Consider the following 12,239-nt stretch of genomic DNA (forward strand, 5'->3'; position numbering starts at 1 on the left):
ACGCCGCCGGTTTGCAACATGCCTGGGCAAAAAAGCGGTGCGCGACCCGTCACAAAGGACAGGCCGCGCGTCCTGGGAGGACCTTTTCGCCCGGCTCAGGCAAGTCGTGCGCGCGCGCCGTCGGACAGTTCCTTGAGGATGATAGCGCAGGAGGTGGCGCCCGCATCCAATACGCCGAGCGAACGTTCGCCGAGACGGCTGGCGCGGCCGATCTTGGCCACGAGGTTGATTGTCGAGTCACGGCCGGTTTCGGCTGCAGCAACGAGGGCTTCCAGCGCCTCGCCGAACGACTTGCCATTCGCCGTCGCCGCGTCGAAAGCCTCGACTGCGGGCACGAAAGTATCGAGCAGCGTCTTGTCGCCGACCTTGGCCGAACCGATCGACTGGATGCCAGCGAGGCCTGCGTGCAGCATCTTGCTATAGGCCGCGGCGTCGATCGTCTCGACACCCTCGATCGTTTCGGCGAACTCGGTGAACATGACGCCGTAGAGCGGACCCATCGAGCCGCCGATTTCCGTCATCAGCACCGTGCCGAGCGTGTCGAGAGACACGGCAAGCGAGGCATTCTTGTCCTTAAGACGCTCGGCGGCCATGCCAAAACCCTTGGCCATGTTCACGCCATGGTCACCGTCACCGATCTTGCCGTCGATCTCGCTGAGATAGGCACGGTTCTCGATAATCCGCTCGGCCATCGACAGAACGATGGCACCGGCGGAAGCATTGTCGAAGGTCTGCATATGTCTTCCTCCGTTACAGGATCATCGTGCAACGCGTCTCGACGTCGAGCAGCGTCTTCAGTTCGTCGTCGAGCGCCATGACGGTCAGCGTTGCGCCGACCATTTCCAGCGAAGTGAAGTAATTGCCGATCCAGGTTTTGCGGATTTTCAGGCCACGGGCCGAAATCTCGCTCTCGATCGTGTCGTTGAGGATATAGAGCTCGTTGAGCGGTGTTGCGCCCAGACCCGAAACGAGCACGGCGACCTCGGTGCCCTCAGGCAGTTTGTGATCGTCGAGCACGATCTTCACCATGTCCCTGGCGACCTCGTCGGCCGTCTTCAGCTTTTCGACGCGTACGCCCGGTTCGCCGTGATGGCCGATACCGACCTCCATCGTGCCGGGCTCGATCTGGAAATTCGGATGGCCGACGGCCGGCAGCGTGCAGGGGCCGAGGCCCACGCCGATCGAGCGGCAATTGTCGATTGCCTTCTGCGCAGTGGCGCGGACTTCTTCGAGGCTGGCGCCGGTCGCAGCCTTGGCGCCGCCCATCTTCCACATGAAGATCTCGCCGGCGACACCGCGGCGCTTCTCGCGCTCCTCCGGCGGGGCGGAGCAGACGTCGTCGTTGGCGACGACGGTCACGACCTCGATCCCGTCCTTGGCAGCAAGCTTCGTTGCCATCTTCACATTCATGTTGTCGCCGGCATAGTTGCCGTAGAGCACGACGACGCCCCTGCCACCGTTCGCCTCGCGGATAGCGTCATGAAAACTCTTGGCTGTTGGCGAGGAGAAGAGCTCGCCGACAGCAACGGCGTCGAGCATGTTCCTGCCGGTGTAGCCGATGAAGGCCGGCTCGTGGCCGGAACCACCGCCCGTCACCACGCCGACCTTGCCGGCAAAGGGGGCATCCTTGGCGACGACGACGCGTGGGTTTTCCGCAAGGCGCACGATGTCCGAATGAGCTTTGATGAAGCCCTTGACGGTATCTTCGACCACCAGGTCCGGATCGTTGATGAAACGCTGCATGATAAGTCCTCTCACAGAATGGTATAGCCGCCGTCGATCAGGAGATCGGCGCCGTTGATCATGTCGGCGCCCGGCGAGGCCAGGAAAACGGCGGCGGCGGCAATCTCTTCCGGGAACGCGAAACGGCCGGTGGGGATGCGCTTCTTCGCATTCTCCCCCTTCTCGCCGGCCCAGGCCTGCTTGCCCAGTTCAGTGAGAACGATGGTGGGCGAAATCGTGTTGACGGTAATGCCGTGTTTGCCCCATTCGGCGGCGAAGGTCTTGGACATGCCGATGACGCCGAACTTTGAGGCGCAGTAGGCGACATGCTCCTCGATGGCGACCGTGCCGGCCTGCGAGGCGAGGTTGACGATCTTGCCGCCCCTGCCGGCCGCGATCATGCGGCGGCCGACCGCTTGGGTGATCAGGAAGCTGCCCTTGAGGTTGATGTCGATCGTCCTGTCCCACTGGGAAAGCGTCAGGTCTTCGGCCGGGGCAAGCGCGACGATGCCGGCACTATTGACCGCGATATCGATGCCGCCAAAGGTTTCGACCACATCATCAACGGCCTTTTCGACGGAGGCCGGGCTGGAAACGTCGCAGACGAAGGGCTTTGCCGAACCGCCGAGTTCTTCCGCCTTCGCCTTGGCGACATCGGCATTGATGTCGAGCACGGCGACTTTGGCGCCCTTGGCCGCAAAGGCGGCGGCGATGGCCGCGCCGATGCCGGAGGCGCCGCCGGTGACGAGCGCGACCCTGCCGTCGAGCGGGAAGTTGAGATCGATCTTGGGAGGTGTGTCGGACATCGGTTCAGCCTTCGAAGGGTTGGGAAAGCGGGGCGACACTCGCCGCCCCGCAGATGGTTGTTACTTACGCATTTCCAGGAGCTTATCGACGTTCTCCGCCGTGACCGGCGTCCACGGAACATTGTACTCCTTGTCCTTGCCGTCGTTGAACGGCATGTCCGGATACTGTGCCCAGATATCGGACTGCGGCTTGTAGTCGCCCTTCTTGGCGTGGAGGATCGCAAGGTCCAGTGCACCCTGTGCCTGGGCGCGGGCGTCCTGCAGGATCGAGGTGATCGTGCCTTCCTTGACGGCTGTCAGCGCGTCCGTGATGCCGTCGATGCCGGCAATCGCGAAATCCTCTGTCTTCAGGCCGGCGGACTTGATCGCTTCGACGGCGCCGAGCGCCATTTCATCGTTCTGGCCGATGACGCCGTTGATCTGGCCGGGATGCGAGGTCAGCCAGTTCTCCATCAGCGTCTGGGCTTCGGCGCGCGACCAGTTGGCGGTCTGCTGCTCGAGAACCTTGACGTCGGGGCATTCGGCAAGCGCCTTCTGGTTGCCTTCCAGGCGCGAGATCTGCGCGGACTGGCCGATCGGGCCTTCGATGATCACGACATTGCCCTTGCAACCGATCTTGTCGAGCACTGCCTTGGCTTCCATGTAGCCGGAGATTGTGTCGTCGGAACCGACATAGGAGGAGAGCAGGTCGGAGTTTACGCGGGTGTTGGAGCCGATGACGGGAATGCTGGCGTCATGGGCAGCCTGTACGGCGGTAGCGCCGGCTTCGATGTCGATCGGCACGAAGATGATCGCGTTGAACTTCTGGGTGATCATCGTGTTGAACTGTTCCTGCTGGACCAGCGCATCGTAGCGGCCGTCGAAAACGGTCAGTTCGACTTCGCCGCTCTTCACGGCCGGGTGTTCCTCAAGCGCTGCGGACCAGATCTGCATGAATTCCGCGTTGAGGCCGTAAGGCGCCGCGCCGATCTTCAGCTTCTCCTGGGCCAGGGCGGACGAGGCGAGCAGCACCGTCGCAGAGGCAAGTGCGATCATCAGTTTCTTCATGTCATTCTCCTCCTTTGAGAATTGCGGCCGCTCTCAGGCGTGCCGTTCGTCCGCGAGCGTGGGAAGACGCCCGGTTTCTTCGGGCTAGAGGCCCTGATTTCGCTTCTGGTCGAGCATGACCGCACCGACGATGAGGGCGCCCTTGAGGACCTGCTGGTAGTAGGACTGGATGCCCATGAGATCGAGGCCGTTGTTCATGACGCCGATGATGAGGGCGCCGATCAGTGTTCCCGTCACCCGGCCAACGCCGCCCGAAAGGCTGGTGCCGCCGATGACGACCGCCGCGATGGCATCGAGCTCGTAGGCGATGCCGGCCTGTGGCAGGGCCGAACCCGTGCGGGCCGAGAGGATCATGCCGGCAAGGCCCGACAGCGCACCCGAGATGACATAGACCATGAAGCGGATGCGGGTGACGTTGAGGCCCGAGGTCTTGGCCGCATGCGGGTTGCCGCCGACGGCATAGATGTAGCGGCCGAAACGCGTGCGGGTCAGGACCCACCAGGAGACGCCGAAGACCAGGGCGAGCAGGATGACTGGCATCGGAATGCCAAGGATGTTGCCCGTGCCGATCCAGCGGAATTCCGGGCTGAGGCCGGGCACCGGCTTGCCACCGCCATAGATCAGCGTGGCGCCGCGGGCGGCCGAGAGCATGCCGAGCGTCGCCACGAAGGCGGGCACGGAAAAGCGCGAGACGATGAAGCCCACCAGCGCGCCGCAGGCGACGCCCACGAGAATGCCGGCTGCGAGCGCCACGACCATGGGATAGGGTGCACCGGCAATGCCTGCCGTTGCCGAACTGGTCACGAAGCTCGCGCTCACCATGCCGGCGAGTGCGACGACCGAGCCCACAGAAAGGTCGATGCCGCGTGTCAGGATGACGAAGGTCATGCCGATCGCGAGAATGCCATTGATCGACGTCTGGAGCAGTACGTTGGAAATGTTGCCCGGCGTCAGGAAGAATTCGTTCGACAATGCGAGAATGCCGACCAGCAGCAGGAAGGCGAGGAAGATGCCGTATTCCTGCAGGATCAGCTTGCGGCGGTCGGAATTCAGCCAGCTGCTGGCGGTGTTGTTTTCTGCACTGGACACGGTGTCACCTCTTGCCATGCGGGGGTCGATGCGTCGCTTGGGGTCTCGTTTCCGTCAGGTCGACAGATGCACGAGGGACTGGGCATCGGTCTCGCGCCGGTCATGGATGCCGGCGGACCGTCCCTGGCGCATCACGAGGATGCGGTCGGACATTCCCAGAATTTCGTCGATTTCGGAGGAGATCATCACGACCGTGCCGCCGGCCGCGGCAAAATCGCAGATGACGCGGTAGATCTCGCGCTTGGCGCCCACATCGACGCCGCGGGTCGGCTCGTCGAGCAGCAGCACGCGCGGCTGGCGCAGGAACCACTTGCCGAGCACGACCTTTTGCTGGTTGCCGCCCGACAGGCCGGAGACCGGCATCGTGTCTCGCGCCGCCTTGATGGCAAAGCGGGCGATCATGTCGGCGCTGGCGGCCTGCTCGTTGCTCTTGCGCATCACGAAGGCCGGGCTCATTTCCGGCAGGCTGGCCAGGCAGATATTGTTGCGCACGCTGTCCGTCAGGTTGAGGCCCGTGACCTTGCGATCCTCGGTGACAAAGGCGATGCCCTCTGCCATGGCGTCGGACGGTTGGCGGATCGTCACGGCCGTGCCGTCGAGGCGGATGTCGCCCGCCGATGGGCGATCCATGCCGAAAAGGCAATTGAAGATTTCTGTGCGCCCCGAGCCCATCAGCCCGTAGATGCCGAAAATCTCGCCCTTGTGGGCGGTAAACGAGATGTCTTCGATCTTGCCGGGGGCCGACAGGCCCGTCACCTCAAGGCCGGCGATCTCGGTCGGCGTGTTGGTCTTGATATACTCCTCGCCGAGCTCGCGGCCGACGATCATCCGGATGAGACCGGGCCGATCGATGTCGGCAAGTTTGCCGGCTCCGACGAAGCCGCCGTCGCGGAACACCGTGTAGCTGTCGGCGATCTGGAAGATCTCCGAAAGACGGTGCGAGACATAGACGATGCCCTTGCCCTCTGCCTTCAGGCGCTCGATCGCGGAAAAAAGGTGCTGGGCCTCCTTTTCGCCGATCGCCGATGTCGGCTCGTCCATGAAGATGACGTCTGCCTCGTGGCTCAGTGCCTTGGCGATCTCGACCAGCTGCATCTGCGCGACCGAGAGGTTCATCATGTATTGCGTGGCGGAAATGCTGAATTCGAGGCGGTCGAGCAGCGCCTGCGCATTGCGGTTCATCGTCTTGAAATCGATACCGCCGAAGCGGGCGGAGGGCTCGCGGCCGAGATAGATGTTTTCCGCCACTGTCATGTGCGGAACCGGGCTCAGCTCCTGCTCAATGATGGCGATGCCGGAGCGAAGCGCTTCGGCCGGATTGCCGAATTCCACCGGGTTGCCGCGATGCAGGATCGTGCCGCCGTCGCGCTTGTGGATGCCCATGAGGATGGAAAGGAACGTCGATTTGCCTGCGCCGTTGCCGCCGCACAGCGCGTGCACCGAGCCGGCTTCCAGCTCAAAGCGGCCGTCGCGAAGTGCGGCAACGCCGCCAAAGGACTTTTTCAGTCCTTCCACTTTCAAAAGCGGACCCATGCATTCCTCCACGCATTTCCGCGACACTCCCTCATCGCGCTTTACAAAATATGTTTATCTATCGACAAATGTCAATCAGAAGAAATGACAAACGATCTTCACCGCTTGTCATTTGTAAGAATGTAGGGTGCCTTATCCGGGTATCTTGTTGTCACGCCTTGCTTTTCGAGCCGTGACCTAAATGGGGATGTGGGCGTGATCGGGCTTTTTCCGGAGGCGTATCGCGCCCATGCAGGCAGTGGTCATCCGCCAGTTCCTGCCGCTGGGTGGGGCGGGATTTGTATTGTCCTGTGTCGGTGGCGACCGTGGAGGCAGGTGGTGTTGGCGATGTTAAAGGCGAAAATGCCAGAGGGCCCAAAGAGCCCCTGCATCTCAAAGAGCGATTATTCGAATGCCGATCCGGGTAACGGATCGGTGGTTCTAATCTCTTCAAGAGCCGTTTCATTGTTCAGTGTCGGGCCTCGGTTTAAGTGTATTGAGGGATAGTCAGCTCTCCATCGCTTCCAGGTTCACTCTTCGATGAACCGCCCAGTTTGTTTCTGGATCGCTGCTATCGCCAGAAGCTGATGGGTCAGGCCCGGCATGGCTGCGGGGAACCGGCCGTCAAGGGCCGCGGTTCCGACGGTAAAGCCGGCGGCCCGGCCACTGACGGCCGCGTGGATTCGCTCGGCCCGGTCGATGGATCCTGCCACGACGACGGGTTTGACAACGGTGTTGCAGACGGCCCTGATCAGTTCCGCGGCGTCGACATCGGCACGATAGGCAAGGAGGTCGAGGCCATGCACGCCGTCTCGGCTTGCAAGGTCTCGGGCGCTTGCGACGATCTCCATCATCGAACCCTCGAGAATGCTCGGGTGCCCGGTTATGCGACCGGGGAACGGATAGTATAGCAGGCCGCTTGCCTCGATGAGGGGAAGCACATCGTCCACATGGGTGCCGCCAAGGAGATAGTCGACCCCGAGCGTGAGGGCGGCGCGCACCGATGCGATCTCGCTGTCTCTGTCGAGCGAAACCACCTCGAGGTAGCTTTTTGCACCCGCCTGCTGGATTTCCCGGTTCAGGTCGGTAAGCGCCGACAGGGGCAGGCCGATATCCTTGAATCCGATGTGACGAACGCCCGCCGAAAGCACGGCGGGTAGTTGCTCCCGCGCGTCCGGGATCGTCCGGTCGTTGCGGGTGAGCATGAAGATGAAGTCTGTGTCGGACATGTCAGTTCTCCCGTTCGGATGACGCCCTTGCCAGTCGGCAGGCGTAGTCGATTGCTGTTTCGAGGCTTCCCGGATCGGCAATGCCCTGGCCTGCGATATCGAAGGCGGTGCCGTGGTCTGGGCTTGTGCGTATGAAGGGCAGGCCAAGCGTGATGTTCACGCCCTTTTCCAGCCCCAGATATTTGACCGGGATGAGCCCCTGGTCGTGGTACTGCGCGACGACCACGTCGAAGCGGCCGTTTCGCGCTTGCATGAACACCGTATCGCCCGGCCAGGGGCCGCTGGCGTCAATGCCCTCCGCGCGGGCTGCCGCAATGGCGGGGGCGATGATGCGGATTTCCTCGTCGCCAAAGAGGCCGCCTTCGCCGGCATGCGGATTGAGTCCCGCGACCGCGATGCGGGGATGGGCGATACCCAGGGCGCGGCTACCCTGGTGGGCGAGGCGGATCGCGGACATCTGCGCTGGGAAATCCGCCCGGCGGATCGCATCGGCGAGCGAGCAGTGGATCGTCACCAGAACGGTGCGGATGTCGTCATTGGCGAGCATCATCGCCACGCGCATCGCGCCGCCTCTGTCCGCGAGGATTTCCGTGTGGCCGGGATAGGAAAGTCCGGCCTGAGCCAGTGCTTCCTTGTGGATTGGTGCCGTGACAATTCCAGCGACTGCACCTGACCTGGCAAGGTCGATCGCCGCAACGATAGCATCATAGGCCAAGCGGCCGCTGACGGCGCTGACCGTACCGAGCGGGGGTGGCGTTTCAACCCTGGACGAGGCGAGGACGTTCAGGGAGCCTTTCGGCTTTGCATCGGCGACCGTATCGATTTCGTTCAGGCGCAGCCCGCTGCCGAACCTGGCGATCGCCTTCGCCAGAACAGCCGGATCGCCGACAACGACGTTGTGACGCAAATCGGCACGGGCAAGGAGCGTCTTCGCGACGATCTCCGGTCCAATGCCCGACGGGTCGCCCATGGTAATGGCAAGAGGCCGTAGAACGGTTTTCATGTGGACTTCCTCCCCATCTGAAGGATGGCATTTGTGGCATTGCACAAGGTCATGACCGAACCGAAACCGCCTGCTTTCATGGCAAGCAGTATCGGTCGTCCGTTCGAAAGGCGCGCGCAGCCAAGCGGAAACCCGGGCTCGAGTTCCTTGACCAGGGTGAACGTATGGATGGAAAGCCGCTCCATAAGCGCACTCATCGTTTCTCCGCCGGTCGCGACGATGGCGTCGTACCATTGCCGCGACAGCGCGATGTCCGCCTCGTCCACCAGTGCGCAGAGGACTTTCGACGGATCCGCCGTGCGAGCGCGCGGGGCATGGATGCACGCGACGGATGCCGTTTTAGCGATGCCTTCGGCTCTGTCGGCGACCGAGGCGCCAGTCGCGGCCAGTGCCTCGTATTGGGCGTGGCTGAGATGATTTGCGCTGCCAACGAGGACGAGAATGTGACGCGGAGCGTTTGGGGGCGTGAAGGTCTGGCGATCGGGCGATTGGCCGACGACCGCGGCCAGGGCCTCGGCCATGCCCGGGGATCCGACCCACAGAGCCGGGCCGTGTTTCGTAATCTCTGCAATCCGGCGATTCAGCAGGATCTGGCTGTGTGCATCGACGACGATGATCGAAGCGCCAGCAATGTGCTTCCCGATATCGCTGTCGGTTGCGCTAACGGGAACCGTTGCCATTCGGCCAAGATCGGGTGCGATCAGATCTGCAATCAGCGATGCGCGCGCAGGATGAACTGGGTCGTGGCCATAGGCGGTCTGTGCGACCGGCACACCGTGCAGGAGCTGGATACCGTCAACCGTGGTGCGTCCCGCGGTCGGAAATGCCGGAGCGATTACCAGCCGTGGCCGACCACTGGCCTTGAACGCCGCGGCAATTTCCGCACGAATGTGACCGCGCAGGGTGGAATCGATTGTCTTGTAGAGGTGCCGGCAGCCGGCAAGCGACGCGATCGCCTGCCCGGTTGCACGCATGGCATCGGCCTCTTCCATGAGCCGGCTGCCGGTATCGACGGCGACGACCGGTGCACCGACGCTCGCCTGCCGCTGCCGGCGGACGAGTGGTTGATAGCCGTACGTCAAGAAGGCCCCGGCTCCATCTGCAGCGCTCGTCAGGTCATCGGCGACGATGCCGACATGTTCGTTCTGGTCAATGATCTCTTCCATGAACCCTAGATATCAGCGGGTAAGCGGAAGAAAAATCGATATGATCTGACGAATACTGGTGATATTATATCACCAATGAAACGGTCGGACCTTTCCTCTCTCGATGACCTGCACGCGTTCGAGACCGTGGCGCGCCTCGGTTCCGTGCGCGCGGCGGCCGCCGATCTCAACCTCACCCATGGTGCTGTCAGCCGACGTGTGTCGAACCTGTCAGATCATCTCGGTATAAGGCTGCTGGAACCTGACGGCCGCGGCCTGCGGTTGACGAAGGAGGGCGTGCGATTGGCGCAAGCCGCGACCGATGCCCTGTCGCTGGTTTCGGCCGCATTGGAGGATATCCGCAAAGTCGAGACATCGCCGCCGATTGTCGTTTCCTGCGAGCGATCTGTTGCCATGCGCTGGCTGATCCCGCGGCTGTCGGAATTCCAGGACCGCCATCCGGATATCGACCTTCATCTGTCTGTCGGGGGCGGCAGTTTCGATTTCGCGCGCGAACGCATCACGCTGGCCATCCGCCGACTGGATTTCGCGATCGATCCGCGGTGGCATGTCGAGCGGATGATTGCCGAGGAAGTCGGACCCGCCATGCACCCTGACATGGCGGACCGGTTTTCCGCCGGCGCCTATGTCGCGCTCGCCGCAAAGACCCGGCCCGACGCCTGGAGCAAATGGTCCGCAGCCTGTCCGAATGCGCCAAAGCCGCGATCGACACGCTGGTTCGATCATCACTTCCTGATGGTGGAGGCGGCGGCCAGTGGGCTGGGCGTTGCCATGTGCCCGAAGATTGTCGCCATTGACGACATCCGCAAGGGCCGTCTCGTCGCGCCGATGGGCTTCCAGCCGGATGGTTCGCAATACGGCATCATTCGCGCGCCCTCCGTCGAGCCAACCCCATCCCTCGACACATTCGTTTCATGGCTTCTTGCTGGTTTTAACGCTTCCTAAAAACGTCGCAGGTCCCGTACGGGAGCACCCACCGACAAGGCCGGCCGGAGATGTTTTCATCGCCGACCGCCTGAAAGAAATACCGCCAGGTCAAGTCGAGGTTAAGCGCTCTGGTTGGCTCCCAGGAACGGTGCGGATTCCTGGACATGAATCACCGTCGGCCCATCTGCGGCAAAAGCGGCTTTCACCGCGGCTTCCAGCTCTGCAAAACTTTGGGGCTCGGCCGTATGGCAGCCATAGGCTTCGGCGAGCTTGACGAAATCCGGATTGTGCTGGTTGACGCCAATGGTCGGGATGTCGCGGGCGATCATGCCGTCGCGGATCTGGGCGAGGCTGTTGTTGTTCCAGAGAATGATGGCGAGTGGCAGCTTGTTTTCCACGGCGGTGCCGAGTTCCTGCAGCGTGAACTGGAAACCGCCGTCGCCGACGATGACGGCGACCGGCGTTTTCGGGCTCGCGATCTTGCCGCCGATGGCCGCGGGAAGGGCATAACCCAGCGTGCCGAAGCCGGCCGGGAAATGCCAGGTGCGCGGCAGGGCGCTGCGGTAGAACGCGTAGCCGGTATAGGCGAGCTGTGTCATGTCGGTGTAGATCACGCCATCGTCGGGGATGGCGTTGCGCAGGCTGTCGAGCACGCGCACATGTTTCTGTTCGAGCGGGGTCAGCCCGTCGCGCTCCGTGGCGCGCAGTTCGGCGATGGTGTTCGTTTCCTTGAAGCCCGCGGCTGGCGCGACCTTTTCGGCGATCGCCGCCAGCGCCAGTTTCGAATCCGCCTCCATCGCGACATCCACGTCATAGTCGCGCACCAGCGTTGCCGGGTCGATGTCGATGCGGATGAGTTTGCCGGTCATCGGCAGAGGGCCGTCGAGCCAGATGTCGGGCTCGGCAAGCTCGGTGCCGACGAGCAGCACGGCATCGGCCTCGCGCACGAAAGCCTGGGTCGCGGGGCGGTCGACCGTCACCTCCAGGGCGAGCGGGTGGTCGTCGGGCAGGATGCCCTTGGCGGCGATGGTCGGCACCACGGCCGCGCCGATCTTTTCCGCGAGCGCCTTCACTTCCGCCGCCGCCGAGACCGCACCGCCGCCGGCAAGGATCACCGGGCGTTTGGCGGCGCTGAGGATGGCGGCGGTGGCTTCGACCTGTGCACTATCGGGCGCGCGGCGGCGGGCGGTGGTGCGGCGGCTCGCCGGCTTGTCGTCCGGCGCCTTGAAAACGTCGAGCGGGATCGAAAGATGAACGGGGCGCGGGCGGCCGCTTTCGAAGAGGGCGAAGGCGCGGGCGATGTATTCGCGCACCTGCTCGGGGCTGGTGGCGGTTTCGGAGAAGGCGGTGAGGGGGCGGGTGACGGCCGACTGGTCGGTGATCTCGTGCAGCGTGCCGCGGCCCATGCCGAGGTCCTTGTTTGCGGCGACCGACGTGATGACCAGCATCGGCACGCTGTCGGAATAGGCCTGGCCGATTGGGGTCGCGGCATTGGTGACGCCGGGGCCGGAGATCAGCACGCAGACGCCCGGCTTGCCCGACATGCGGGCATAACCGTCGGCCATGAAGCCGGCGCCCTGTTCATGGCGCACGCCGATATGGCGGATGCCGGCGGCGTCCATGCCGCGATAGGCTTCGAGCGTGTGCACGCCCGGCATGCCGAACACGGTGTCGACGCCATAGGCTTTCAGGATCTGCATGAGGCGGCTGCCGCAGGAAATGGTCTCGTTCATGGAAA

At 63.2% G+C, this 12,239-nt stretch carries 11 protein-coding genes; 1 reads left to right on the forward strand and 10 read right to left on the reverse strand.

All coding sequences use genetic code 11. The features are described from left to right. Positions 1 to 95 precede the first annotated feature (95 nt). The 9 genes from dhaL to P9A16_RS23190 form a co-directional block, all read right to left on the reverse strand. The gene (gene dhaL, locus P9A16_RS23150) at positions 96 to 737 is read right to left on the reverse strand and encodes a dihydroxyacetone kinase subunit DhaL (RefSeq protein WP_023516865.1); all 642 of its coding nucleotides are present in this window, start codon (positions 735 to 737) and stop codon (positions 96 to 98) included. Positions 738 to 750: 13 nt separating this feature from the next. Continuing rightward, positions 751 to 1,743 carry a dihydroxyacetone kinase subunit DhaK gene (locus tag P9A16_RS23155; protein WP_024270429.1) on the reverse strand — a complete coding sequence of 331 codons (993 nt, stop codon included), beginning with the start codon at positions 1,741 to 1,743 and terminating at the stop codon, positions 751 to 753. 11 nt (positions 1,744 to 1,754) lie between these two features. Beyond that, positions 1,755 to 2,528 carry an SDR family oxidoreductase gene (locus P9A16_RS23160; protein ID WP_023516648.1) on the reverse strand — a complete coding sequence of 258 codons (774 nt, stop codon included), beginning with the start codon at positions 2,526 to 2,528 and terminating at the stop codon, positions 1,755 to 1,757. A gap of 60 nt (positions 2,529 to 2,588) precedes the next feature. After that, on the reverse strand, positions 2,589 to 3,575 hold the full coding sequence (locus P9A16_RS23165; protein WP_024270430.1) for a substrate-binding domain-containing protein: 987 nt from the start codon (positions 3,573 to 3,575) through the stop codon (positions 2,589 to 2,591). 84 nt (positions 3,576 to 3,659) lie between these two features. Beyond that, positions 3,660 to 4,664: an ABC transporter permease gene (locus tag P9A16_RS23170; RefSeq protein ID WP_023516241.1), complete on the reverse strand. Its 1,005-nt coding sequence runs from the start codon at positions 4,662 to 4,664 to the stop codon at positions 3,660 to 3,662. A gap of 54 nt (positions 4,665 to 4,718) precedes the next feature. Continuing rightward, entirely contained in the window at positions 4,719 to 6,197 is a 1,479-nt protein-coding gene (locus tag P9A16_RS23175) for a sugar ABC transporter ATP-binding protein (RefSeq protein WP_023516242.1), read from the reverse strand. 509 nt (positions 6,198 to 6,706) lie between these two features. Next, complete coding sequence (locus tag P9A16_RS23180; RefSeq protein ID WP_024270431.1) at positions 6,707 to 7,405, reverse strand: hypothetical protein; 699 nt, start codon at positions 7,403 to 7,405, stop codon at positions 6,707 to 6,709. 1 nt (position 7,406) lies between these two features. After that, the gene (gene pdxA, locus P9A16_RS23185) at positions 7,407 to 8,408 is read right to left on the reverse strand and encodes a 4-hydroxythreonine-4-phosphate dehydrogenase PdxA (RefSeq protein WP_024270432.1); all 1,002 of its coding nucleotides are present in this window, start codon (positions 8,406 to 8,408) and stop codon (positions 7,407 to 7,409) included. Further along, entirely contained in the window at positions 8,405 to 9,574 is a 1,170-nt protein-coding gene (locus P9A16_RS23190) for a four-carbon acid sugar kinase family protein (RefSeq protein WP_023515756.1), read from the reverse strand. The genes pdxA and P9A16_RS23190 overlap by 4 nt, the downstream gene beginning before the upstream one ends. Before the next feature lie 75 nt (positions 9,575 to 9,649). Between P9A16_RS23190 and P9A16_RS23195 the strand changes: the two genes are divergently transcribed. Beyond that, entirely contained in the window at positions 9,650 to 10,519 is an 870-nt protein-coding gene (locus P9A16_RS23195) for a LysR substrate-binding domain-containing protein (RefSeq protein ID WP_023515757.1), read from the forward strand. 101 nt (positions 10,520 to 10,620) lie between these two features. Here the strand turns inward: P9A16_RS23195 and P9A16_RS23200 are convergent, their stop codons facing one another. Continuing rightward, positions 10,621 to 12,234, reverse strand: coding sequence for a 5-guanidino-2-oxopentanoate decarboxylase (locus tag P9A16_RS23200; protein ID WP_023515758.1), 1,614 nt, complete (start codon positions 12,232 to 12,234; stop codon positions 10,621 to 10,623). Between the last annotated feature and the right edge of the window lie 5 nt (positions 12,235 to 12,239).

Source organism: Shinella sp. 838 (assembly GCF_029623935.1).
Taxonomy (GTDB): domain Bacteria; phylum Pseudomonadota; class Alphaproteobacteria; order Rhizobiales; family Rhizobiaceae; genus Shinella.

Excerpts from the sequence above, each read along its gene's own strand:
- dhaL (WP_023516865.1), bottom strand. The coding sequence starts at position 737 with ATGCAGACCTTCGACAATGCTTCCGCCGGTGCCATCGTTCTGTCGATG.
- P9A16_RS23155 (WP_024270429.1), bottom strand. The coding sequence starts at position 1,743 with ATGCAGCGTTTCATCAACGATCCGGACCTGGTGGTCGAAGATACCGTC.
- P9A16_RS23160 (WP_023516648.1), bottom strand. The coding sequence starts at position 2,528 with ATGTCCGACACACCTCCCAAGATCGATCTCAACTTCCCGCTCGACGGC.
- P9A16_RS23165 (WP_024270430.1), bottom strand. The coding sequence starts at position 3,575 with ATGAAGAAACTGATGATCGCACTTGCCTCTGCGACGGTGCTGCTCGCC.
- P9A16_RS23175 (WP_023516242.1), bottom strand. The coding sequence starts at position 6,197 with ATGGGTCCGCTTTTGAAAGTGGAAGGACTGAAAAAGTCCTTTGGCGGC.
- P9A16_RS23180 (WP_024270431.1), bottom strand. The coding sequence starts at position 7,405 with ATGTCCGACACAGACTTCATCTTCATGCTCACCCGCAACGACCGGACG.
- pdxA (WP_024270432.1), bottom strand. The coding sequence starts at position 8,408 with ATGAAAACCGTTCTACGGCCTCTTGCCATTACCATGGGCGACCCGTCG.
- P9A16_RS23190 (WP_023515756.1), bottom strand. The coding sequence starts at position 9,574 with ATGGAAGAGATCATTGACCAGAACGAACATGTCGGCATCGTCGCCGAT.
- P9A16_RS23195 (WP_023515757.1), top strand. The coding sequence starts at position 9,650 with ATGAAACGGTCGGACCTTTCCTCTCTCGATGACCTGCACGCGTTCGAG.
- P9A16_RS23200 (WP_023515758.1), bottom strand. The coding sequence starts at position 12,234 with ATGAACGAGACCATTTCCTGCGGCAGCCGCCTCATGCAGATCCTGAAA.